Raw genomic sequence first — 23,623 nt, 5'->3', positions numbered from 1 at the left:
GAGGGTTTGCAGATTAGACTTCTTGGCATTTGTCGGGATAAGGGGCGGGGGAAAGGGGGAAAGGTTTGTTATTTTCCTTAAAAATATCTCTTCCCCAGTCCCCAGTCCCCAGTCCCCAGTCCCCAGTCCCCAGTCCCCAGTCCCCAGTCCCTATTTTTAAGGCAGGTCTATTTTATACAGCTTAGTATTGGCTGCTTTAGCTAAACATTACTTAGGTAGCGGTGAACGAATTGAATGGCGATCGAACCTTCTCCCACACCGGATGCTACCCGTTTAATTGAGCCATAGCGGACATCTCCGGCTGCGAAGATTCCGGGAATGTTGGTTTCTAATAAAAAAGGAGAGCGTTCTAAAGACCAACCACGAGGAGATTTGCCATTATGCGCTAAGTCCGGCCCTGTGATGATAAACCCCTGAGTATCGCGTTGAATAACGCCATCGAGCCAATCAGTTTTGGGGCTAGCACCGATGAAAATAAACAGCGATCGCGCTGGCACGGTTTCGATTTGTCCAGTGTTAGCATGGGCGATCGTAATTGCTTCTAAATATTCTTCTCCCTTGACTTCCACGACGCTGCAACCCGTGCAAACTTGGATATTTTCAGTTGCAGCAATTTGGTCAATCAAATATTGAGACATACTTGATGCTAGTGACTGACCCCGTACTAACATAATCACTTTGCTGGCATACTTAGAAAAGTGCATTGCTGCCTGTCCAGCAGAGTTTGCCCCGCCTACCAAGTAAACCTCTTCATTGGTGCAGGCGATCGCCTCAGTCATGGCAGCACCGTAATAAATTCCTGCTCCTGTAAGCTTCTCGGCTCCTGGAACATTGAGCCAACGGTAGGAAACACCGGTTGCAACTAGAAGTGCATGGCAACTAATCTCGCTACCATCTGCTAATTGCAGAACCCGATAAGGATCTTCCAATCGAACCCCAGTTACTACTTGAGGAGTGAGAATTTCTACTCCAAATCGCCGCGCTTGGGTGACTCCCCGCCTTGCCAAATCGTTGCCACTCAAGCCAATCGGAAACCCCAAATAGTTCTCAATCCGCGAACTCGTACCTGCTTGTCCTCCTGGCGCTTCCCGCTCAATTAAGACAGTACTCAATCCCTCAGAAGCGCCATAAACGGCGGCTGCTAATCCGGCAGGGCCAGCACCGACGATCGCTAAGTCATAAAAGGGACGCTCTGCCTGAGTTTGCAGCCCAATTTTGGCGGCAATTTCTAAATTAGATGGTTGAATTAATCGGGAACCATCGGGAAATAGCACTAAGGGTAATTGTTGTCTACAATCAGCTTGGGCGAATTCCACTAATTTTTCTGCATCCGGCTCCAGTTCAACATCTAACCACTTAAATGGAATCTGGTTACGTGCTAGGAAGTCTTTCACCTGATGTGAAAAAGGCGACCAGCGATTACCAATGACTCGAATGCCTTCAAAGGGTGGGCGAAATCCTGCTAGCCAGTCATCTAGCAAATCATCTAAAACCGGATATAATCTCTCTTCTGGTGGATTCCAAGGCTTGAGTAAGTAATAATCAAGTTTGGCACTATTAATCGATTTAATAGCAGCATCCGTATCTGCATAAGCCGTCAACAAGGCACGTTTCGCATCGGGAAAAATACTTTTTGCTCGTTCTAAGAACTCCACGCCTCCCATTTGGGGCATACGTTGATCCACTAGAAATAGAGCAACTGGGTCATTCCGCAATTTTAGTTGCTGCACCACATCCAGAGCCGCGATCCCGGAATCTGCCCGAACAATGCGGAAGCGATCGCCATACTGATGACGCAAGTCTCGTGACACCGCTTGCAATACTTCTGGATCGTCATCGACGGTTAAAATTGCTGGTTTCGCCATAACTACTGTTACTTAACAATTGCAGTGTCTAGCCGTTGTCTTCAAAAATTTGTCGTCAAAATATCTACTGTTTAACCAGTTGCTTTAAACGAAAGTATGCCTCTTCTGGTGTCAGCGGTTCCGATTTAGTTTCATTGGGTATATAAAATACCCAAGTATCAGGAAAGTAATGCACTACAAAGCTGGGAATCAAACCCAAGCTTAATGCTTGCTTGCCGAGTTTTTCAGCTTGTTCCTCTAAACTCAGTTGGTCGTGAAATGAGTGTTCAGCCATACTTTTGCATCTCCCTGTACTTTATTTGACCCTGGAAGAAGGTTCAAAACCAGTATTGCACGAATCACTTAAAGGTGATTTATCATGTTCCAGAATCAGCTTGAGAATATTTTGGTGGTAGACCTAAAATAATTTCAAATATACTTTCGTAGAGAATCATAAAACTATTTGGGTCATTCAGGGTAACTAAAATTGGATTGAATCAGGCAACAGGGCATTCCTTACGAATTATAAGTAAGTATGCGATCGCTCTAGCTTGCATGAGTATAGTGGTGGACAGAGTACAAGAGACATCTCCGAAAATTAATGCATGACCGAATGGCACGCTTGTAAAGCCCAAAAGCTTGTTTAGACTCGTTCCCAGCCTCCAGGCTGGGAATGTATTCAAAAGAGGTTCTACCTCTTGTCAAGCTATGGAGGCGGAGCCTCCCAGAATGAGTTCCCAGCCTCCAGGCTGGGAACCAGTCACGATAAGGGCTGTATCTTAACTTAGTGCCATTCGAGCCATAGAGGAATGATGATTGCGTCACCGATGATATTATGTCCGCTTGATTGCTTATTAAACCCGAAGAACCCCACCCCGCCAAAGCTGTGCTTTGTCTCCCCTCCCCGCTTTTCGGGAGGGGTTGGGGGTGGGGTTCTTTTATTATGGGTAATTTGGCGGACATGATATCATCGGTGACGCAACTCTACAAGACGCACTCGCGTCTAGCTCCCAAAAGAGTTGAAAGACGTATGTTGTCTCTCTGACTTGCCTCCAACTGTTGTCTTTTGGCACAAGCATTGCTGTTGCTTGTCTACCATCGCATCAACTTTAGAGAGAAAAACTCAATTTCCACAAAATCGCAATGCTTTTTTAAACCCCAATCGGAACAAATCTCTCCAACAGGCTAATTGTTGGTTGTAATGATTGGGCTTCAACAAATAGCGCACTTTGCTCACCAAAAGCAGTCCAATTTTGGTGATTGGATAAAGGCTCAGAAGCAACAATAACTTGGTTTGGCTGCTTGAGTTGATCGCAAGACCAATAAAGAGTAGGGGCTTGTGTGCGATAAGCATAGCGAATTGCTGCAACTGCTTGACCATCACTGACAATTACATTGGCACTAAAGCTGGTGTCGTGTTCTGATGCCAACTTAGTCAATTTTTGAACTGTTTTACTTAATGCTGACAACAGAGTGCTGTCTGGAGACGACTGCCATATTTCCATTAGTAGGGCGAAAATGTGTTCAGAGTCAGTCGTGCCCTTAATCAGGCGGTATGTGGAATCAGAAAGGCTCTCACGTATTGGTCTACAAAGAGTTTGTTGAAAGTTTGATATCTCGCCATTATGCACAAACAAAAGTTTCCCACTACGAAATGGCTGACAATTGCTAATGTCGAGCGATTCACCTGTCCCAGCTAATCGGACATAGCCTACAGTACAACTGGATTGTACATAGTTACTCAACTCTTCCAGATTCGGTTCGTTCCACAACGGGATAGTATTTCGGTAAATAAAAGGTTTACCCACTTCGTCGTACCAGCCTACACCTACTCCGTCTCCACAAACTACTCCTGATTTTAATTCCAAAGGACTGTAACTTTGTTTGTAGAGCGAATGCTCTTGTTTATACAGCAACTCATCTAAGAGGATGGCGTTACCAAGATAGCCAATTAATCTACACATAAAAAAACGATGTTGCTGAAAGAGTAAGAAAAATCAGTCACAAGTCCCGATAGAAATCGAACCTTTTAACTGGACAATTATTGCAAATCATTACTAATTTAACAATTATTGTTTATCTTGTGTATGTTTGATCTGTGACTTTAGTCATGGTTTTGTTATCTTGCTAAAGATATAGAACAGAAGCTAAAGTAATATTTATTCCTTACCTTTGTTTGAGCTTGATTTGTGAATTATCCGTTTGCATTCAAAGGATTTTAGAGAACTATGCCAATTAAAAAACACATTAATCTTAATCAAGGATGTTTCCTTAATCCTGCAAATAAACAGATAGTTGTTAATTTAGCTAGTAAAGATATTTTAAATTTGATCGTGCAAGAATTAAAAACTCGTTACTCTCCAGAAACTCAAAAAAACTTACTTGAGGAGAGTTCAAAGTTGTTACCTAGTTTTGTATTTCAAGAATTATTACAACGCCAACAGCAAGTAGTAGATATTAACCCAGATAGTTTAATTGTCGTTAGCTGTCAGATAACAGAGGCAGAAGTCGATGATTTGGGATTTAATTTAAATGTCGAAGTATATTTTGTAGTTGGAGATACAAAAGGTCAAAACCATTTTCGGGCTAATCAAATAGTCCTTTGGTCGAATATATGGGGTGATGAAGAACAGCCTTTTGATTTAGAAGATGAACTAGGCGAACAATTCTGGACAAGTTATCAAATTCAGTTGCTTTTTGATGAAAAAGAGCAGCAAACAATTGAACTGGAACTATCACAAATAGATGATTATGCCGCAAGGTTAGAATTTTCCCCATCACTAAAAATATTTTCACCATCGATAGTTCCTTTTACAGATAATGATTTATAAAAATTACTATCCGCATATACAATGAATGTAAATTAATTATTTATATTCACTGAAAATTTTATTTTTTGGAAGTTTTTTTTAAAATATGAAGTCTTCAATCCCTCCTACATCCTCATTGTGGTTCGATAATTGAACCCATAAACAAAATGTTTCCCGTCTGATTATCCCTGATGGCGCAGAAGAAGGGACGATCGACAATCATTCGGAATGGTTCTGGTTCTTGTCTTGCAGATGTTGCTACTATTCCCACTGAAGTAGCCGCGGCCGCTTCAGTGCCTTCTTCGTTTACTTCGACAAAAGTTTTATGCTTAACTTGGCTAATGGCAAAATTTTTACCCATGCCAGAAAAATTGGCCTTGTTGCTGAAAGCCTCCCCCATACCTAAAGTTTTTAAAGCATCATTAAGTGTAATCTCGTAATCTGTTTTGAAGCGGGGTAGGCGAATAAACCCTTTTTGATTGTTGAACTGAGTCATCCATTTTTCCCAGTTCTCAACATTCAAGTTTTGATAAAATGCTTTGAGGTTGGAATTCTTTTTGGGTAAGAATATATAAAAACTTATCTTACTATCTTTTCCATAAGGTAAACTAACTGCCTGAAATTTTTCGCTTTCATAGTATTTATAATCACCCTCTTGTGACATCATTGGGTGTTGTTTTGGCCTGTTAGATGTGATGTAAAAAGGGTATGAAGCAGTTTCTTTCTTGTCAAACTCGTTACTCCAATTACCTTTAAAATATATGGCATTAATCAGAAATAATACCTGATTTGGTTCAATGGTTTCAATTATTTTAGTAATTTTGCCGTTAGTATTTTCTTTGACCCAGTTATTGATAATACTAGATGCGGCGGCATCTTGAAAGTTTAAATTGCTGACTTTGGCTTGATAGAAGTCCTGGGTTCTCTTGAGAAAGTCTGGTGCAAAGCTAACCTTTTGATTTGCCCAAAGTGAGTTAGCAATTTTCAATTGCACTTTCGTATCCGAATTGTCTAAAAGCTGTTTTAATACCGCCGCGTAAGAAGAGTTGATTTCTGGTAGATTCATCCCCTGTAATTCTAGGGTTTTTGCCATTGCTTGTTGAGTCGAACCGCTAGCGCCGTTATAAGTCATAGCAAGAGCGATCGCAACACTCGAAGGTGAGATAAAAATATTTTTCTCACCCCGATCGTTTTTCAGAACTTCTGAAAATAGTTTGAAGCCAAACTTATTGCTAGACTCAACAATTTTTGTATCAGTGTTGGCTGTTTTTTTTTGCAATGGAGTTTCTGGCTGAGGTAAACTAGATTGGGCAATGGCACTTTTATTACTATCGACTTGAGAACACCCTAATACACTGAATAGAACAACGCTTGCAGCTGCCAAAGCATAACGTCTGCCTAGACTAACACCGTAACGTCTTTGCAAGAAATTTTCTTTCGCATCACTCAATTTATGGCGATTCATTCTGCTACCTCACTTGCCAAAAATTCCCGATTTGTGCTCAGAGTTGACGCAGATCCTGTGTCAATGATTAACTATTGCATTTACTCCAATAGAAAAATGGGACTGTTACAGTTTTCGTAACAGCAAATTAGTAGCTTAGAGTAATTAAACACAACTTGTGGAGTTGCTAATTCTTGATTGAGACGGCTATACAGACGACTTATAAAAAATTTTTATTTGTAAGAATTTTTATCTTTACGTATAAACGTATTGTAAGCTACGCGCTCGAAAAATAAGCACTTCTGTGAGGTTTTTATAGATCGAATCAAATTTATCAGAGGCTGGAAATCTCGTTCCCATACGGAGCATGGAAACGAGAAAAACGCTGTAATTTTACACAGATATTTGTGCTAACCTATTTCAATTAATAGGTACACTCCACCAAGCTAAACTGTAGGGTTGAGTCGCTTCATTGAGCTTTTGACGAAATTGGACGCGGATTTTGTAATTGCCAGTAGCAGTAACGGGGCAGAAAATATGTTCTACACTATCAATTTGGCTGATTGAGGAGCAAACAGCACCAGCTTCCGAATTTTGAGCATCAGCTTTTACTAAGTATAGGTCGAGATTATTTAAGCCGCGATCGCGAAAATTTTCGCCTACATCATATTGCTGGTTTTTATTTTTATCATTGAGTTCTACCAATCGATCCCAACTCAGGGTGACAGCAACAAAACTTCCCTGCTTCAACGGTTTTGCTAATATATAGTCAACAGATGCTCCAACATCAACTGTGCGATAATCCCAACCATTAGCCGGTACCGCAGCTGATGCTTGCCATTGACCAGCACTAAATTGCTGATAAGCGCGAAATACATTCAAATGACCCGCTCCCATTTGGGCATCCAAGGGAATCTTTGGATCTTTATAAGCATCAGAATCTAGCCAGTTTTGATTTTGCTTATCAATTAGCGTCCGAGTCATTCCCAACCTTAAGCCATCGCCGCTATCTAGAAGTTTGTCTGCTGAATTCAGCAATACAGCTTTCATCACTTGATGACGCCGAGAATCAATGCTCCAGTGGGGTTGTTTTGTCCGCATCTGTCGGTCTGCAAGTTCCTGCAACAGAGCAACGGTAGCTGTAACTTGAGGCGCGGCAAAACTAGTACCTGTAACCTTGTTCAATTTGCCATCTGGATTGAGCAAAGGAATATTATTACCAGGAGCAACTAAACTGATAGCGCGACGCCCATCAAGGTCAAATTCTTTTCCAGCTAGTCTTTGATTCACCCCTTGGTTAACACCCGCCAGATTAGCCACGTCTACTTTGTTAAAAACTCCCCCTCGGCGGGATGAAAAAGCCACGTTGATTGCATTAAAATTATCTGTAGGAATAGGAATGCCGCCTTTGCCCTGGTTGCCTGCGATCGCATACAAAACATCATGAGCGCGACTAGACCAGTCAACACATAAAGTTAGTAAAGCATTACCGTCTAAAGTAGCTTCCGGTCGAGGATCGCGGCTTAGAGGTTCCCCAAAGCTAAAGTTAATCGCACGGACATCGCCACCATTTTGCAGCGCTATGTGCTGTGCCGATAAACACTCTTCTGGCTGACCCATGTTTTTAGTGGAACCCACTGCTGATGAATACAATCGCGCTCCCGGCGCAACTCCTGGCAAAGCTTTGTCTTGACTCACCATCACACCAGCGACATTGTAGGCATGGGGATCAACACCAGTATTAGACTTAGCTGGGCCATTGCGTAAGAAAACCGCTGCTAAAGATATGGCACGATTTTTAGACACCGCCTTATCCCACCCAAACATTCCCGGCCGACCAATTTCCACTTGACCAATAGCAATTTTGCGACCGATTAAATTATAAGGAGCTTGGTGTAGCTTCAAAGCATCAATACCGTTAGTTCCCAAAGCAGACTCTAAAGCCGAAGCAATTACCGGCGCACTCAGACAAGAAGCAGTTAATCCCCAAATTATCCAGGTTAGTTTTTTAGTCATTTGTTATTTGTCATTAGTCATTGGTCATTGGGCATTGGGTATGGGGCATTGGGCATTGGGCATTGGGCATGGTGAAGAGACAAGGTAGACCAAGAAGAGGGGGGAGACTTGTCCCCCTTGTCCCCCTTGTCCCCCTTGTCTCCCTTGCCTCCCAGTCCCTACTCCCCAAAAGACCGGGATCAAACTTATGAGTCTTGCTCAATGCTTTGTTACAATGCTTACAGACGAGGACGCTTAAAAACCCACTAGCCATGACCCAAAACCTATCTCAAAAGCCCATTGTAATTTCTCCATCTATCCTATCAGCCGATTTTAGCCGTCTGGGTGACGAAATTCGCGCCGTAGACGCAGCCGGAGCAGATTGGATTCATGTTGATGTAATGGACGGTCGTTTTGTACCTAATATTACGATAGGCCCTCTGATTGTGGAGGCGATTCGTCCGGTTACAACTAAGCCTCTGGATGTCCATTTGATGATTGTGGAGCCAGAAAAGTATGTAGAAGGATTTGCTAAAGCGGGTGCCGATATTATCTCCGTACACTGCGAGCATAATGCCTCTCCACACCTACACCGCACCTTGGGGCAAATAAAAGAGCTTGGTAAGAAAGCTGGAGTTGTACTTAATCCTGGTAGCCCTCTAGAGCTAATTGAATATGTTCTAGATTTGTGCGATTTAGTACTAATTATGAGCGTCAACCCTGGTTTTGGTGGTCAAAGCTTTATCCCTGGTGTGTTACCCAAAATCCGCAAGCTACGCCAAATGTGTGATGAACGCGGTCTCGATCCCTGGATTGAAGTGGATGGGGGGCTGAAGGCAAATAATACCTGGCAAGTTTTGGAAGCGGGAGCCAATGCGATCGTCGCTGGTTCAGCTGTGTTTAATGCTAAAGATTATGCTGAGGCTATTACAGCAATTCGCAACAGCAAGAGTCCTACTCCCGAATTAGCTAAGGTTTAATTCCTTTTTGAATTAACCAATTATTAAATATGGAAGTCAAAAAGAATGTAGAGACGTAGCTGTGCTAGGTCTCTACAAGGATTCTAGATGAATTTCACCAGATGTCTAGTCTTCACAAAAAATAAGGTGGGCAATTTGCCTAGCTTATTTTTTTTATATACAGATAAAAAACTGGAAGCTATTCAAGTTTTGAACTTCCAGTAGTGTTATATAAATTGAAAGTTTAGAAACTAAAGATAATCCCGGTTGGGAGGACTAGGATTACAATAGCCGAAAGAGAAGCGTATAAGCTACTAGTTCTATCAGCCAAGGACAACAATTTCACCGTAACTTTTCTATTTCCGTTCCTGGAATTGATGTTAAGCGTTTGCTTTATTAACTAAAGCAACACCAATCACAGGATAGAAAGTTTTATGAGCATTACTCGCACCGTCTGCAGTCAGTGAAAGCTGTGTAAAATTTGGCTTGGGGGAATCCACCTCCCCAAATTCTCTTTGCTCAGACTTCCTCAGAAAAAGAACCACCAGTAGTAACAGTTGGATTATTGGTCTTGGTCATGGAGTAAATAACTCCATGAAATGCTGACTACTTTTGTAATCAGTTTGATTTATTTCATAGTTAGAACTAATCGTTGATTTTATTTTTTAAATTAACTTGCTTGCCAAATCACCTCTATTTTGGTTGAAGTTGTAGTTGTTATTAGTTTACCAATATCATTAGTATATATTTGCCATTTTGGCAGATTTTTGCCAAATCTATAAAATTAATGACAGCGATAGAAAACCTGCCATGCTATAAATTTTAAATTAGCATCGCAGGCTTTCAGATAATCAATCAGCTTTAGAGCAGAATCTATTGATTCCAAATACTTTTTAATTGAATCCACAGGATTTCAAGGAAACGTCTTGAACATTTTCTGGTTTTAATGGCGATGTGCTTGATTGATGTTCGTTAATTTGCTATGTCAATCTCTGGTCTAAACTCCCACCAAGGATTTATGCTTTTTGCTTTCTAGCTACTTCTAGATAAGCTAGGTCTTTAATTTTGCTTAAGCAGCTTGATGACACATTATTCTCAGACCGAGAATCATGAGCGTGTTTCAGCATTTTTAGATTTTCAGTTTGCTGTTGTTTTGTCCTATCGGCTTGAGAATTTTCTTTGAGCAATCGATTGTAGGTGCGATATGGAATGTAATGGAGAGGATTATAACCACCAAATCGCAGCATTAAAACACATGCCCAGGAATACTTTCCAGCAAGAATTGCCTCAACTACTTTGTCAAATTGTTGAGCTTTTACTGTCTTATCTAAGTTACTACTAATACCAGCAATGTCTTGATTCATCATAGTTTTAGTTATCCTGGATGAAGTAAACTATTTTCTTTTTTTGCGATTGTTGGTGTTTCAATTGAGGCGTACAGACTGCACTAGCCTTTTTGAAAAGGTTGAATTGCTTGTGGTCAATTATTAGCAATAGAGCGGTGTGAGATGTTTACAAAAGATAAAAATCCATAAGTAAATGAATTTTCTTGGTTCACACGCTTATATTTCTTACTACTGTTGAATTAGGCAATTTCCGGGAAGTTTGCATATTTTTTTAGACTAACAGAAAAAATATATTTATCTTTGAGCGGTACTAGCACCATTCGTATTTATACTATTTTTTGTCGTTCGTGTCATCTGCTAATTTAGTCTATTTATAGGTTAAATTTACTGAATGTATTCAGATACTTACTTGTGGATTGTGCAGCTTTTAGTTTTGTCCCCTTAGGTTAATTTTTGAGGGGTGTTACCCCTCACCCGATATTATTTTAAAACCTTTATTATTATCGAGTCACTAGAAAATAGTACCATTAACTAGAATGTAAAACAACTCGATAAAAATATTAGTAAATCAGTTATAAAACCATTGCCAGCCATAGGATTGAACCTATTATTTAAATAAGTTCAATTGGATAATAATACTTATTAACCTGGTCTTGATTGGTTTGCAAAAGCTACAGCTTTAGCGTATCTCAAGAAAATTGCTGTAAACCGAGCGTGAATATTTCATCATGCTTGGATAGTCATCTTAAAATAGCCCAGACTTCAAATATAAGTTTTGGCTAATAATATATATAGATAATTCTAATGTTCGTTAGCGGAATTAATAAAAATATCTGCAAATGGATACTTGTATTAAAAAATTAGTGGTCTAATTTTGTACAAAATTAGAAAATTTGAGAATAGAGATAAAGCTAATTAACAAAGAATATTATGAAGTTGATTTAGCAGTGATTTCTCTAATGTCTGAATATCTATAGAAATCCGTTCTGATTCGGAGAAATTATTTGCGTAGGCAGAGAACAGGGAACAGGGAAGTTTTTGCAAAAATTAAATGCGAGTCCTATAGCAGATTTAAAAAATTGAGATTACAAAGGTAGTAACAATTGGGCTAAATGGTGGTACAAGATCAAAAATCAATATGCGATCGCCTTTATCTCTCCAGACAACTACACAATGAATTACTTGACAACGAGCTATCCAAGGGTTATAGTATGAGTCCACCTTACTTAAAACTAGTCCTCACTGATAACGCTTCACATCCTCAAAGTTTGGGCTGCTTCTAATAAAGGCTGATGAAATACACCTGTGAAATTTACTGGCGTTAAGTTACGTAAGCTGTAGGGGTTTAAGCGTATGCACCAGTGTTGGCTAATCATTGCCAAACACAAAGCGCCACAATCTGATGAACTTTGCTGTTGAGTAAACTAATAGGCACGTCATAATCTAGCTTTTGATTGTGAACGTAGTTTAGGAACTATCAGCAATATTTATTGCTAAAGCTAGTAATATTTGCATTTTTTGAAACATTAGTCTTAAATTCTCAATGCTTCAACTCTTACCATTACTGAAATTTTCCTTCGCTTCCGGAAACACTCGGAAAATAAAATCGCAAATCTAAATTTTGCTTTTCCAGATGAAGGTAGGTTAAATTTGGTAGGGACGCACATCTGTCATAGGTGTCAACTTAAGGTAGAAGTTAGGTAAGAGTAAGGGTTCTATGCCCTCATCCCCTAACCCCTTCTCCCAATATGGGAGAAGGGGAACTAGAGAATTCGCTCCTCTCTTTCCCAATATGAGCGAGGGGCTGAGGGTTAGGACAAAACTTATACAGTCAGAAGATTTCAGCTTAAGTTGACCTGAGTTCGACAAGCCCTTTTTTGACCTCTCCCCCAACCCCTCTCCGCATCGGAGAGGGGAGCCAAAACCCTAATTTCTCGTTGCTTCTCCCTTTCCCACGGGGAAAAGGAGGTTGGGAGGGAGAGGTTCATCGAACTCACGTTAAGTTGACACCCATGACATCTACGTGTGTTGGATCAAAACGAGAATCGCTTTAATACTCAATCAATTAATAACTAAGTAAATTCCCCAAATCGCCATTGGCCGCAGGTAAGTGCTAGCGCGAAAAGTACCAGTTGCGGTGATAGCTTCTGGCGTGCGAAATTGCAGACCATTTTCATAAATTTGCTGCACCACAGCTTGCGTCAACCTCAACGCTTCATCCTTCATTCCCATCTGCACGAGAAAAGCCGCTAGCCCAAAGTTTATCCCCGTCCAAACTTCTAAGGGATGAGTAGCTTTGGGATTTTCTGGTGAACCATCACGACGAACACCATTAGCAGCACCAAACTCACCATTACAGAATTTCAAAAAGCAAGCATCATAAACAGTTTTCAGGGCAGAGAGGGCGCGATCGCTTGGTACAATATCAGGTAAGTCCAGCAGACGGGCGTAGAATTGTCCGCACAATTGATCTGCCATCACCACATCGGAACCACTTTTGCTATCAAGTCGGTAATATTCTCCATTCCAAAGTTTTTCTTGGTAAATAGGAAGAGATTGTTGTAACCAAGTTTCATAAGTGGATTTTTGCGCTGCCAACTCTGTTGTGTTACCTGTCTGGTAAGTTAATAAGATATCGCTGATTGCGATCGCAGCTTCTAACGCCGCCAACCACAACCCACCACAATAGGCGCTAACACCTTGTAATCGCCAATCATCAAAAGTTTGGTCGGGTGCGCCAGAATTTTCAGGAATCCCATCGCCGTCGAGGTCAAAAGTTTTCAAGTAATCGAGGGTTTGAACGATCGCATTCCAGCAATCTGCCAAGAATTCCACATCGTCAGCACCCGTGAGTAAAAAATCACGGTATACTTGCAAGACGAAATCACTACCTAAATCTTTCCATAAATTACAGTCTTGATAGCTGGTGTAGTTAGTTTTCTCCCAAACGTGTTCGTTCGGTGCGCCTAAATCGTGGGGTGTTGCACCTGCAACTTTGCGAACTGCAATCGGGCTTTCGGCCTTAATTGTCATGTAATAGCCAATTATTCGGGGAGTATCATCACTTTGAGGAATTGCCCGTGCAAATGCCCGAATCACCGACTTTTCTAATTCTGGAAACAGCATCAGCAGCGCAAAAGAGCCATACAACCGTACATCTAGACTTTCATACCAACGGTAATCTAAGCACTCCAGCACCGCAAACTGACCGATGGGGTCAAGTTCTGATGCAGCACTCCAGAGAGTACCGCCGCTAGTAAGGTCGTAAAGCTCATTAAATAGAGCCATTTTAAACCAGTTGGGTAAATCTTCCCGGTCGAGAATGGGTTTTTGCCAACTTTGAATTTGCGATCGCCAGGTTTGGTATTCTTGTAATGCAGTGGATGCGATCGCCCAGGCGTTGTTGCCATTTTTACCAAAAAAATCTGTATATCTGCGGTAGTAGTTGACTCCAGCCGCAAATTCTACGATTGGCAAATCCCAAGCGACGACAAAGGGAATTTCCAGAGTTTCGCCTGGTTGGAGAGTGAAACGGATTGCGATCGCAGACCCTAATTGTGTATTCTCTGTTGCTGGAGTAGTATCAACATAATTAGGCAGAGAACCATCTTTAGCAAAACTTTGCCATATTTCCTCACCCGTACCTTCAGGATTCCAGCGGCTATGATGAAATACTTCCACCTGTGGATGTTTCAGCGTCGCAATACACCAAGTTCCGTCGCCTTCTTGCAAAGGTTCATGACTACCAACCCGATCTAAAACACAGCCAAACTGTTGTGTATTTTCAACTATTTGATTGTAGTTTCCTTGACTTTCGCCCCAGCGCGGTTGATATTCGTAAACCGGACTACCATCATCACGCACCCGCACTTCGGGAGATTTGAGAGCATTTGTAAACCAGCCCACCATATTTTGCCAAGTGAGCATAATGCTGAGAGTAATCGGTGTATCTGTCGGGTTGTGGGCATTCCAGAGGAATGTTGCCACAGGGTAGCTAGTTTCTTGGTAATTACCTGCCCAGACAGGGGAAAATTGCTCACAAGTCAACTGTGCTTGAAATACATTTTCATATACAAACCAGCTACGTGGATATAGCGCGTGATAATTGCCCGTCCCCTCTGTGTTGGGAGTTGTCGGATACCATTGCCACCCTTTGAGAGTACCATCATCGGGCGCTTGGGTAGATAAAGCGTAGGCTTGGGAAGATGTGCTATTGGATTCAAACACACTAAATTGACAAGCGGGAACGTTTTTGAAGGTATGCTCACCGCCATCGATGTGCCACAAGTTAAAATCTCCCCGTGAAGAACGACCGATGCAACCTGCACCAAAGCCGCCTAAAGGCATACCATGCCAAGGGCCATCATCAATATTACTTGCATAGCGGACGGTATAAGGTTTATCCCAGCCTAAGCCGATGGGACGGCTCCAAGTGCAAGAGGGAATTTTTAGAGAGAGTTGATTTGTCATCGCCTAATGTTACAGCGTGCAGTTACGTCAATGAAGACTAGCGCGATGTGAGATTTTTCTCAAGGTAGTAGCACGGTATGCCCATTGGTGTCTACTTAAGCTGAAATTTTCTAACTGGTCGTAGCCCGCCCTTAGACATTGCTGCCGTAATTACTACTGAACTACAAGGTATAGAGCTTATCCCAGTCACTAAGACTTTAATATTGTGCTTTTACTGCGTGTTACTCAACTGCTACTTGAACTTTAAATCTAGAGTTTTTAACTCTAATGGGTAAATAACTCGTTAATTTGGGTATTTTAAAGCACAGAGGTAATTTTCTCAATAGTTTTAATAAAACAAGATGACACAATACGCCCTTGTGGTTGAAATTGCTCAGAATGACAACAGTTTCGGCAGCCTGACTAAACCTATTGATGATGCAGAGGCTGTGGTTAACACAGAAAAATTTTTGCTGGTGGTAGATGAGTTTGAGAAAGTATTTACAGTTTGTATAAATAAAGAAGAACAGCAGGGATTTATTGAACTACTGACTGGGGTAGTAGAAATTCATGATTCGCGGTTAGCTGTTGTAATTACTATGCGAGGTGATTTTCTTCAATCCTGTTTAGATAATCCTTCTCTGACTCACCTGATTCAAACCCCAGTAGTTGTTATACCGCCTTTAACTGGAGTTGATTTCAAGGAGACAATCGCCAAACCTGCCCAGCTTCAGGTTCACAGTGTTGAAGAAGCAGGAGCATTAAAAATTCTCCAAAATCTTCAACAAGACCCAGGGAATTTGCCATTGTTAGAGTTTGCCTTAACTAAACTCTGGGAGAAACGCGAGCAAAAGAAATATCAACTTACCCAAGAAGAGTATGAAAATTTGGGAGGATTAACTGCGGTGTTAAATCTCCATGCAGAAAATGTTTATCACTACCAAGATTATGAGAAAGAATATCCAACTCAAGAACGCACTCAGCAAGAAAAGGAATGGATTAAGCAGATTTTTCTGCGGTTAGTGGGAACGGGAGAGGGAGAAAAGGATACCCGACAGCGCCAACCCAAAGCCACATTATTAAATATTGCAGGTGATGATGCCAATCAACGGCAACAACTTAGTGAGTTGCTAGATGGTGAAACAGGATTGGTTAAGGGACGCTTATTAGTTTCTGAGAAAGATGAAAAAGGAGAAGTCTGGATTTATTTAGCCCATGAAGCTTTAATTGAAAGTTGGCAGCAGTTTGCCCAGTGGCGACAACAAGACCGAGACTTGCGACCGTTGAGCGAGTCATTAGAAAATACGCGACGGGAATGGTTGAACGAAAGGCCGGATGACAAATATTTAATCCAAAAGGGATTGCTGGCCCAAGTTAAGGATAGCTGGCAACAGTTGCAGCCCGATTTGCAATCACTCCAACAAGATGAGGATTTTTACCAGCGTAGCGATGCCAACGACAAAGACCGGATTGCGGAGATGGAAAGAGCGCTTACTGAATCCCAGTTGCGAGAAAAAGCGGCTAGAGTAGACGATTTATTGCCCTTACAACCTCTAGATAGTCTAGTTTTGGCAATTCAAGCTATGGGGGAGAATCAAGAGAAACTACCCCAGCAGATTCTTGCATCAGTTCAGAACAGTTTGAATCGGGTAGTGAATAAAGCAAGAGTCTCGATTCCCTTTAGTGGTCATGAAGGTAATGTCTCTTCTGTGGCTATTAGCGCCGATGGGCAGACGATTGTCAGTGGCGGTGCTGACGGCATTGTGCGGTTGTGGAATTACCAAGGTCTTCCCTTAGCTGAACCTTTGCGCGGTCATCAGGGTAATGTCTCTTCTGTCGCCATTAGCGCCGATGGGCAGACGATTGTCAGTGGCAGTGCTGACGGCACTGTACGGTTGTGGAATTACCAAGGTCTTCCCTTAGCTGAACCTTTGCGCGGTCATCAGGGTAATGTCTCTTCTGTCGCTATTAGCGCCGATGGGCAGACGCTTGTCAGTGGCGGTGCTGACGGTACTGTGCGGGTGTGGAATTACCAAGGTCTTCTCTTAGCTGAACCTTTGCGCGGTCATCGGGGTAATGTCTCTTCTGTCGCCATCAGTGCCGATGGACAGACGATTATCAGTGGCGGTGCTGACGGTACTGTGCGGGTGTGGAATTACCAAGGTCTTCCCTTAGCTAAACCATTGCGTGGGGATAAAAATGATGTCTCTTCTGTGGCTATTAGTGCCGATGGGCAGACGATTGTCAGTGGTGGTGCCGACGGTATGGTGCGGTTGTGGAATTCCCAAGGTCTTCTCTTGGCTGAACCTTTGTATGGTCATGAGGGTAATGTGAGGTCTGTAGCCATTAGCGCCAATGGACAGACGATTGTCAGTGGCGGTGCTGATGGTACGGTGCGGTTGTGGAATCGCCAAGGTCTTTCCTTAGCTGAACCTTTGCGCGGTCATGAGGGTAATCTGAGGTCTGTAACCATCAGCACCGATGGGCAGACAATTGTCAGTGGCGGTGCTGATGGTACGGTGCGGTTGTGGAATCGCCAAGGTCTTGCCTTAGCTGAACCTTTGCGTGGTCATGAAGGCAATGTTAGGTCTGTTGCTATCAGCACTAATGGTCAGACAATTGTTAGTGGTAGTACTGACGGCACCGTGCGGTTTTGGAACCACCAAGGTCTTCCCTTAACTGAACCTTTGCGCGGTCATAAGGGTTGGGTTTATTCTATCGCTATCAGTACCGATGGTCAGACGATTGCCAGTGGTGGTACTGACGGCATGGTGCGGTTGTGGAACCTGCAAGGTCTTCCCTTAACTGAACCTTTGCGCGGTCATCAGGGTTGGGTCTATTCTGTCGCTATCAGTACCGATGGTCAGACGATTGTCAGTGGTGGTACTGACGGTACGGTGCGTTTGTGGAACCTGCAAGGTCTTGCCTTAGCTGAACCTTTGCACGGCCATCAGGGTTACGTTAATTCTGTCGCCATCAGTGCCGATGGGCAGACGATTGTTAGTGGCGGTGATGACGGCACTGTGCGGTTGTGGAATCGTCAAGGTCTTGCCTTAGCTGAACCTTTACGTGGTCATGAGGGTTTTGTCAATTCTGTGGCCATTAGCGCTGATGGGCAAACGATTATTAGTGGCGGTACTGATGGCACTGTGCGGTTGTGGAATCTGCAAGGTCTGCCCTTGGCTGAACCTTTGCGCGGTCATAAAGGTTGGGTTTATTCTGTCGCCATTAGCGCCGATGGGCAAACGATTGTTAGTGGCGGTGATGACGGCACTGTGCGGTTGTGGAACCTGCAAGGTTTTCCCTTGGCTGAACCTTTACGCGGTCATGAGGGCTGGGTTTATTCTGTCGCCATTAGCGCCGATGGGCAGACGATTGTTAGCGGCGGTGAAGATGGCACTGTACGGTTGTGGCGCGGTGACTGGCGTGCATGGTTGCAAGTTTGTTGTGACAGGTTACGTTACCATCCTGTCTTCACCAATCCGCAAACAGAGGAAGCAAAAGCCGCCTGCGAAACCTGCCAAAAATATGTTTGGAGTAAAGTAAGCGGGTAAAAACACGGCATTGCTGTGCCTCTCAGAAGGTCTGCACTCGACTCAATTGCAAACGGCTATCAAGGCAGTAGTAACACATCTTTGGGTAAAGACGCGATGAATCGCGTCTCTACAAGTGGTCTATTTGTCGCATTCTTTTTTCAAATTGGTATAAATTATGGTGAGCGAAAGGCTTAGGCGTAACCCGCACTTTGACAACGCTCACCTTTTGACCTTGGAATTTTTATTGGTGTTATTGAAATTTAGTTTGTATATGTGGGCACTCTAAAATTAAACAACATACTGGAGACTAATTTCTATGTCCACAGCCCCAATTAGTGCAACACTAGCGCAATCAGATAGAGATGCTGTGTTGCAAGCGATCGCCACCATTAAAGACAAATTACCATTTTTGATTGATTTAAGTAACGAGGAGCGGAAAGCTTTACCCAAGATGGGAGATAAAAGCCGCGCCTTTGTCAGTAAAGCATTGGAGGTGGCGACACAGAACCCAGAGTTTTTACCGCGATCGTTTGACCTTAATGAGATGCGGAAAGACGTACAATTATTTGAAGCTTTGTATCCAGTACTGCTGTCTTTGTCACAATTACAAGAGTTGCTGGATGATACATCTATAGCAGTGGGTAGTGAAGCTTATGCAGCCGCGTTGCAGGTGTATAACTATGCCAAAGCTAGTGGACAAGGCGCTGGTTTAGATGGGGTAGTTGAGGAAATGGGGCAAAGGTTCGCCCGTAAATCTCGGAAGTCCAAGCCTCAAGCCGCAGCGTTGTAGAAAATAGCTTTGCGATGTCTACGACGGGCTACGCCTACGCACTTCTAAGGTGCAATGTTGAGGCTAAGAACTCGGATGTTGGAGTAAATTGCTCGGCGTTCCGAGTTCTGAACTCAAAGGTTCAACCTCAGAACTCGGAGTTTCATGCTTATAACAGCAACATCTGAGATCCAAAGGTAAATGATGGTGAAAAAAAGGCGATCGCTCTCCCTTTGAACTCGGAACTTCGTGTTTTGAACTGCAACAGCCGAGATTCAAGGGTGAATTATGGTGAGTGAAAGGTGTAGGCGTAGCCCGTTGGAAACATCGCTTCCATAATTCTTAGCAGAGTTGAAGGTACAAAGCTTATCTTTGGCAAAGCAAAACTTTAAGTGCTGGAATTTTGCTTGTTTTCAGGAAACTTACACTTCACCTCAATTTCAAAATTGCTCTCCGCCGAACCTTCAGTTACGAACGGGATACCAGTTTTTCCGCCTATCTTCAAGCCAAACTTCAGAGTTACCTCTTCGACTTCAGCAGCACCTAAATTTTTAAAAGCGCCAATGGCATATTTGGTATAAGCTCGAATTTGATGGTGAACTTCTTCAATTTTGACAAATGCCTCTTCTCGAAAGCCGTAGGATTCTTTCTCCTCATCAACTTCCGGTGTGACTATTTCTGGAACAGTTGGTGTTTCCTTGGACTCGAACAGAATTGTATAGATTTCTCCGTCTTCTTCAAAGACTAAACGTTCTATGTTCGACATCAAGCCCTCAGAGTTTAGGTGTATTTAAGTTATCTTATTCTGTAACAGACAATTTAAATACGTATAGATGGCTCGTTACGCGCTTGTAGTTGGCATTACAGATTATATAAATCAGCTTTCCAACCTCACAAAACCAGCTACGGATGCCGAAGCAGTCGCGCAGGTACTAAAGGCGCATGGTGATTTTGAGGATATCGTTGTTCTCAAAGGGAAAGTTAGTACAAATAAGTTGGCTGAAGCTTTCAAAACACTTTTGCAACAACAAGCAGTTAAAAACGAAGCGCTAATTTACTTTACAGGGCATGGCATCACCGTTTCTGACAGCTTAGGAACACAACAAGCATATCTAGCAACCTCTGACTTGACAATTGTCACTCAAGGCAAGCAAATTATTGAACAAACAGGCGGGATTAGTCTTTTAAGTCTCAACAATTTAATTAGAGACTCCGACTTGAGTAGTTTAGTAGTGCTGTTAGATTGCTGTCATAGCGGTGAATTTTTAGAACGCAATCTCATCGAAAAAACTCTGACTGCCTTTATTTCACAGCGCGATTACTACTTTATTGCTGCTTGCAGAGGTTTTCAACAAGCTTATGCCAAAAAAAGCGAAGAACACAGTATTTTTACAACAGCTTTGCTGGCTGGGTTATCAGCAGAGAACACTAACGATCGCGGACAGGTGACAGGCGATCGCCTCTTCGATATACTTGCTACAGAACTCAAAGGTAGTGGACAAGAACCAATCCGCATGGGTTGGGGGCGTTCCATTACTCTAATTAACTACAACATTCAAACCCAAGCTCAAACCTTTGAGGTAAAAGAAGAATGTCCTTACCAAGGTTTAAAAGCCTTTGAAGCGGAACAAAAACAGTTTTTCTTTGGGCGCAAGCAGGTTGTAAGGAAGATTCTAGGGAAACTGGCACAAAAGCCCTTTGTCCCGATTATTGGCGCTTCCGGGAGTGGTAAATCTTCTGTAGTTCAGGCGGGTTTAATTCCAGAATTAGATGATAAAGTCTGGCAAATTTTACCGCTAATCAAGCCAGGATTTCAGCCGTTGCAGGAATTGAGAGCAGTTTTGAAAGCATTTTTTCCAGGGACGAGAAAAGAAAAATTGCTTTGGGAGTTGATTACTAATGAAGCGAATCCTTTACCTGTAATTTTAGAGCATCTCACAGGTGCAGACAAATTTTTATTGGTAGTAGATCAGTTTGAGGAATTATTTACTGTCTCTGTTGCTGAAGAAAAGCAGAGATTTATTGAATTGCTGACTCAGGTAGTAGAGATGACCGATTCGCGGTTGAAAGTTGTGATTACCATGCGATCGGATTTTCTCGAACCATGTTCAGATTATCCCTCTTTAAATAAATTAATTGAAAATCAGCTTGTTTTAATGCCGCGTATAACTGGAGTTGATTTAAAAGAGACAATAACCGAACCTGCTAAACTTCAAGGTCATAGTGTTGAAGAAGGACTATTACTGAAAATTTTAGAAGATGTTGGTAAAGAACCGGGATACTTGCCGTTGATGGAGTTTGCTTTAACTAGACTCTGGGAAAAACGCAACCAACAAAAGCATCAACTCACCCTAGAACAGTATGAAAACTTCCAAGGATTGACAGGGGCGCTGAATTTTCATGCAGAAAATGTTTATTTTTACGAAGATTATCAGCAGGATTGCCCGACTCAAGAACGAAATGAACAACAGAAGGACTGGATTAAGCAAATTTTCCTGCGATTAGTGCGAACGGGAGAGGGAGAAAAGGATACGCGACAACGCCAAGCAAAAACTGAGCTATTAGCCATTGCTGGTAATGACCAAGAAAAGCAGGAAGCATTAAGTGAATTGCTAGATGAAGGATTGGTGAAAGGACGTTTGTTGGTAGCTGGTCAAGATGAACAAGAAAAAGCGTGGATTGATTTAGCCCATGAAGCTTTAATTGAGGGTTGGGAGAGGTTTGCCCAATGGCGACAACAAGACCGAGACTTACGGCGGTTACATGATAAATTCGCCGATGCTTTGCGAGAATGGTTGCACAAGGAAGAAGATGAAAAATACCTTATGCCAAGAGGATTGTTAGCCGAGGTGCAGAACAACTGGGAAAAGTTAAAGCCTGATTTATCATCTCAAACCAAGGACTTTTATCAGCGCAGCCTTGCTTATGAAGAACAACGGAGTGCCGAACGGCAATTTGCTCTCAGAGCCCTTTTGCAAGAGAAAACAGCAACTATCAAGAAGATACTCCCTGTCCAACCTCTCAAAGCTTCGGTTATGGCAATACAAGTCATAGGTGAGAATCTGGAGAAAATGCCAGAGCAAATTCTCACTCCAGTTCAGAATAGCCTGCAACAAGCGATGCAGGTCTTAACTCCCTTCGGTGGTCATCAGGGTATGGTCTTGTCTGTCGCCATTAGCCCGGATGGGCAGACGATTGTCAGTGGGGGTGATGACCGCACAGTGCGGTTGTGGAATTTCCAAGGTCAGCTTTTGGCTGAACCCTTCGGTGGTCATCAGCGTGGGGTCAATTCTGTCGCCATTAGCCCGGATGGGCAGACGATTGTCAGTGGGGGTAGTGACGGCAGAGTGCGGTTGTGGAATTTCCAAGGTCTGCCCTTAGCTGAACCCTTCAGTGGCGATCAGGGTAAGGTTAATTCTGTCGCCATTAGCTCGGATGGGCAGACGATTGTCAGTGGCGGTGAAGACGGCAGAGTGCGGTTGTGGAATTTCCAAGGTCAGCTTTTGGCTGAACCCTTCGGTGGCGATCGGGGTATGGTCTTGTCTGTCGCCATTAGCCCGGATGGGCAGACGATTGTCAGTGGGGGTGATGACCGCACAGTGCGGTTGTGGAATTTCCAAGGTCTGCCCTTGGCTGAACCCTTTGGTGGTCATCAGGGTGGGGTCACTTCTGTCGCCATTAGCCCGGATGGGCAGACGATTGTCAGTGGGGGTGATGACCGCACAGTGCGGTTGTGGAATTTCCAAGGTCTGCCCTTGGCTGAACCCTTTGGTGGTCATCAGGGTGGGGTCACTTCTGTCGCCATTAGCCCGGATGGGCAGACGATTGTCAGTGGGGGTGAAGACGGCACAGTGCGGTTGTGGAATTTCCAAGGTCAGCCCTTGGCTGAACCCTTTGGTGGTCATCAGGGTAGGGTCTATTCTGTCGCCATTAGCCCAGATGGGCAGACGATTATCAGTGGGGGTGAAGACGGCAGAGTACGGTTGTGGGATTTCCCAGGTCAGCCAAGGCCTAAACCCTTTGGTGGTCATCAGCGTGGTGTCTATTCTGTCGCTATTAGCCCGGATGGGCAGACGATTGTCAGTGGTGGTGAAGACGGCACAGTGCGGTTGTGGAATTTCCAAGGTCAGCCCTTGGCTGAACCCTTTGGTGGTCATCAGGGTGGGGTCAATTCTGTCGCCATTAGCCCGGATGGGCAGACGATTGTCAGTGGGGGTAGTGACGGCAGAATACGGTTGTGGAATTTCCAAGGTCAACCCTTGGCTGAACCCTTCGGTAGTCATCAGCGTGGGGTCAATTCTGTCGCCATTAGCCCGGATGGGCAGACGATTGTCAGTGGGGGTGAAAACGGCAGAGTGCGGTTGTGGAATTTCCAAGGTCAACCCTTGGCTGAACCCTTCGGTAGTGATTGGGGTAGGGTCTATTCTGTCGCCATTAGCCCGGATGGGCAGACGATTATCAGTGGGGGTGA

At 43.2% G+C, this 23,623-nt stretch carries 15 protein-coding genes; 6 read left to right on the top strand and 9 right to left on the bottom strand.

Annotated elements, in window-relative coordinates:
• Window positions 1-200: 200 nt before the first annotated feature.
• The 3 genes from RM049_RS16470 to egtC all read right to left on the bottom strand — a co-directional run bounded on the left by RM049_RS16470 (window position 201) and on the right by egtC (window position 3,808).
• Window positions 201-1,865, bottom strand: coding sequence for an FAD-dependent oxidoreductase (locus RM049_RS16470; protein ID WP_322671200.1), 1,665 nt, complete (start codon window positions 1,863-1,865; stop codon window positions 201-203).
• 64 nt (window positions 1,866-1,929) lie between these two features.
• On the bottom strand, window positions 1,930-2,139 hold the full coding sequence (locus RM049_RS16465) for a hypothetical protein (RefSeq protein ID WP_322671201.1): 210 nt from the start codon (window positions 2,137-2,139) through the stop codon (window positions 1,930-1,932).
• Window positions 2,140-2,995: 856 nt separating this feature from the next.
• The gene (gene egtC, locus RM049_RS16460) at window positions 2,996-3,808 is read right to left on the bottom strand and encodes an ergothioneine biosynthesis protein EgtC (protein WP_322671202.1); all 813 of its coding nucleotides are present in this window, start codon (window positions 3,806-3,808) and stop codon (window positions 2,996-2,998) included.
• Between the two features lie 264 nt (window positions 3,809-4,072).
• Here egtC and RM049_RS16455 point away from each other — a divergent pair, with 264 nt between their 5' ends.
• On the top strand, window positions 4,073-4,675 hold the full coding sequence (locus RM049_RS16455; RefSeq protein ID WP_322691708.1) for a hypothetical protein: 603 nt from the start codon (window positions 4,073-4,075) through the stop codon (window positions 4,673-4,675).
• Window positions 4,676-4,787: 112 nt separating this feature from the next.
• Here the strand turns inward: RM049_RS16455 and RM049_RS16450 are convergent, their stop codons facing one another.
• On the bottom strand, window positions 4,788-6,119 hold the full coding sequence (locus RM049_RS16450) for a serpin family protein (protein ID WP_322704944.1): 1,332 nt from the start codon (window positions 6,117-6,119) through the stop codon (window positions 4,788-4,790).
• A 399-nt stretch (window positions 6,120-6,518) separates the two neighbouring features.
• Window positions 6,519-8,114 (bottom strand): S8 family serine peptidase, encoded by a 1,596-nt coding sequence (locus RM049_RS16445; RefSeq protein ID WP_322704943.1) that lies wholly within the window; start codon window positions 8,112-8,114, stop codon window positions 6,519-6,521.
• Between the two features lie 251 nt (window positions 8,115-8,365).
• On the opposite strand from RM049_RS16445, the gene rpe reads away from it, so the two are divergent.
• Window positions 8,366-9,073 (top strand): ribulose-phosphate 3-epimerase, encoded by a 708-nt coding sequence (gene rpe / locus RM049_RS16440; RefSeq protein WP_322684187.1) that lies wholly within the window; start codon window positions 8,366-8,368, stop codon window positions 9,071-9,073.
• Between the two features lie 995 nt (window positions 9,074-10,068).
• On the opposite strand, the gene RM049_RS16435 is transcribed toward rpe, so the two are convergent.
• Complete coding sequence (locus RM049_RS16435; protein WP_322691704.1) at window positions 10,069-10,419, bottom strand: HetP family heterocyst commitment protein; 351 nt, start codon at window positions 10,417-10,419, stop codon at window positions 10,069-10,071.
• Between the two features lie 1,091 nt (window positions 10,420-11,510).
• On the opposite strand from RM049_RS16435, the gene RM049_RS16430 reads away from it, so the two are divergent.
• Window positions 11,511-11,681 carry a hypothetical protein gene (locus RM049_RS16430; RefSeq protein WP_322704998.1) on the top strand — a complete coding sequence of 57 codons (171 nt, stop codon included), beginning with the start codon at window positions 11,511-11,513 and terminating at the stop codon, window positions 11,679-11,681.
• On the opposite strand, the gene RM049_RS16425 is transcribed toward RM049_RS16430, so the two are convergent.
• The gene (locus RM049_RS16425; protein WP_322704942.1) at window positions 11,652-11,774 is read right to left on the bottom strand and encodes a hypothetical protein; all 123 of its coding nucleotides are present in this window, start codon (window positions 11,772-11,774) and stop codon (window positions 11,652-11,654) included. The genes RM049_RS16430 and RM049_RS16425 overlap by 30 nt on opposite strands.
• 685 nt (window positions 11,775-12,459) lie before the next feature.
• The gene (locus RM049_RS16420; RefSeq protein WP_322704941.1) at window positions 12,460-14,868 is read right to left on the bottom strand and encodes a GH116 family glycosyl hydrolase; all 2,409 of its coding nucleotides are present in this window, start codon (window positions 14,866-14,868) and stop codon (window positions 12,460-12,462) included.
• A 341-nt stretch (window positions 14,869-15,209) separates the two neighbouring features.
• On the opposite strand from RM049_RS16420, the gene RM049_RS16415 reads away from it, so the two are divergent.
• Together RM049_RS16415 and RM049_RS16410 are read left to right on the top strand one after the other, a co-directional pair.
• Complete coding sequence (locus tag RM049_RS16415) at window positions 15,210-18,401, top strand: WD40 repeat domain-containing protein (protein ID WP_322704940.1); 3,192 nt, start codon at window positions 15,210-15,212, stop codon at window positions 18,399-18,401.
• 298 nt (window positions 18,402-18,699) lie between these two features.
• On the top strand, window positions 18,700-19,173 hold the full coding sequence (locus RM049_RS16410) for a hypothetical protein (protein ID WP_292863455.1): 474 nt from the start codon (window positions 18,700-18,702) through the stop codon (window positions 19,171-19,173).
• 367 nt (window positions 19,174-19,540) lie between these two features.
• Here RM049_RS16410 and RM049_RS16405 read toward each other — a convergent pair whose 3' ends face one another.
• Window positions 19,541-19,918, bottom strand: coding sequence for a CU044_2847 family protein (locus RM049_RS16405; protein ID WP_322671208.1), 378 nt, complete (start codon window positions 19,916-19,918; stop codon window positions 19,541-19,543).
• Between the two features lie 67 nt (window positions 19,919-19,985).
• Between RM049_RS16405 and RM049_RS16400 the strand changes: the two genes are divergently transcribed.
• Window positions 19,986-23,623: caspase family protein (locus tag RM049_RS16400; RefSeq protein WP_322704939.1), on the top strand; the 3,638-nt coding region annotated here is incomplete at its 3' end.

Source organism: Nostoc sp. DedQUE04 (genome assembly GCF_034530995.1).
Lineage (GTDB): Bacteria > Cyanobacteriota > Cyanobacteriia > Cyanobacteriales > Nostocaceae > Nostoc.
Note: the sequence above shows the minus strand (reverse complement) of the source record. Positions and strands in the feature narration are given on the sequence as shown.

Excerpts from the sequence above, each read along its gene's own strand:
- RM049_RS16405 (WP_322671208.1), bottom strand. The coding sequence starts at position 19,918 with ATGTCGAACATAGAACGTTTAGTCTTTGAAGAAGACGGAGAAATCTAT.
- RM049_RS16410 (WP_292863455.1), top strand. The coding sequence starts at position 18,700 with ATGTCCACAGCCCCAATTAGTGCAACACTAGCGCAATCAGATAGAGAT.
- RM049_RS16435 (WP_322691704.1), bottom strand. The coding sequence starts at position 10,419 with ATGATGAATCAAGACATTGCTGGTATTAGTAGTAACTTAGATAAGACA.
- rpe (WP_322684187.1), top strand. The coding sequence starts at position 8,366 with ATGACCCAAAACCTATCTCAAAAGCCCATTGTAATTTCTCCATCTATC.
- RM049_RS16425 (WP_322704942.1), bottom strand. The coding sequence starts at position 11,774 with ATGATTAGCCAACACTGGTGCATACGCTTAAACCCCTACAGCTTACGT.
- RM049_RS16445 (WP_322704943.1), bottom strand. The coding sequence starts at position 8,114 with ATGACTAAAAAACTAACCTGGATAATTTGGGGATTAACTGCTTCTTGT.
- RM049_RS16420 (WP_322704941.1), bottom strand. The coding sequence starts at position 14,868 with ATGACAAATCAACTCTCTCTAAAAATTCCCTCTTGCACTTGGAGCCGT.
- RM049_RS16450 (WP_322704944.1), bottom strand. The coding sequence starts at position 6,119 with ATGAATCGCCATAAATTGAGTGATGCGAAAGAAAATTTCTTGCAAAGA.
- RM049_RS16455 (WP_322691708.1), top strand. The coding sequence starts at position 4,073 with ATGCCAATTAAAAAACACATTAATCTTAATCAAGGATGTTTCCTTAAT.
- RM049_RS16465 (WP_322671201.1), bottom strand. The coding sequence starts at position 2,139 with ATGGCTGAACACTCATTTCACGACCAACTGAGTTTAGAGGAACAAGCT.
- RM049_RS16430 (WP_322704998.1), top strand. The coding sequence starts at position 11,511 with ATGGTGGTACAAGATCAAAAATCAATATGCGATCGCCTTTATCTCTCC.
- RM049_RS16470 (WP_322671200.1), bottom strand. The coding sequence starts at position 1,865 with ATGGCGAAACCAGCAATTTTAACCGTCGATGACGATCCAGAAGTATTG.
- RM049_RS16415 (WP_322704940.1), top strand. The coding sequence starts at position 15,210 with ATGACACAATACGCCCTTGTGGTTGAAATTGCTCAGAATGACAACAGT.
- egtC (WP_322671202.1), bottom strand. The coding sequence starts at position 3,808 with ATGTGTAGATTAATTGGCTATCTTGGTAACGCCATCCTCTTAGATGAG.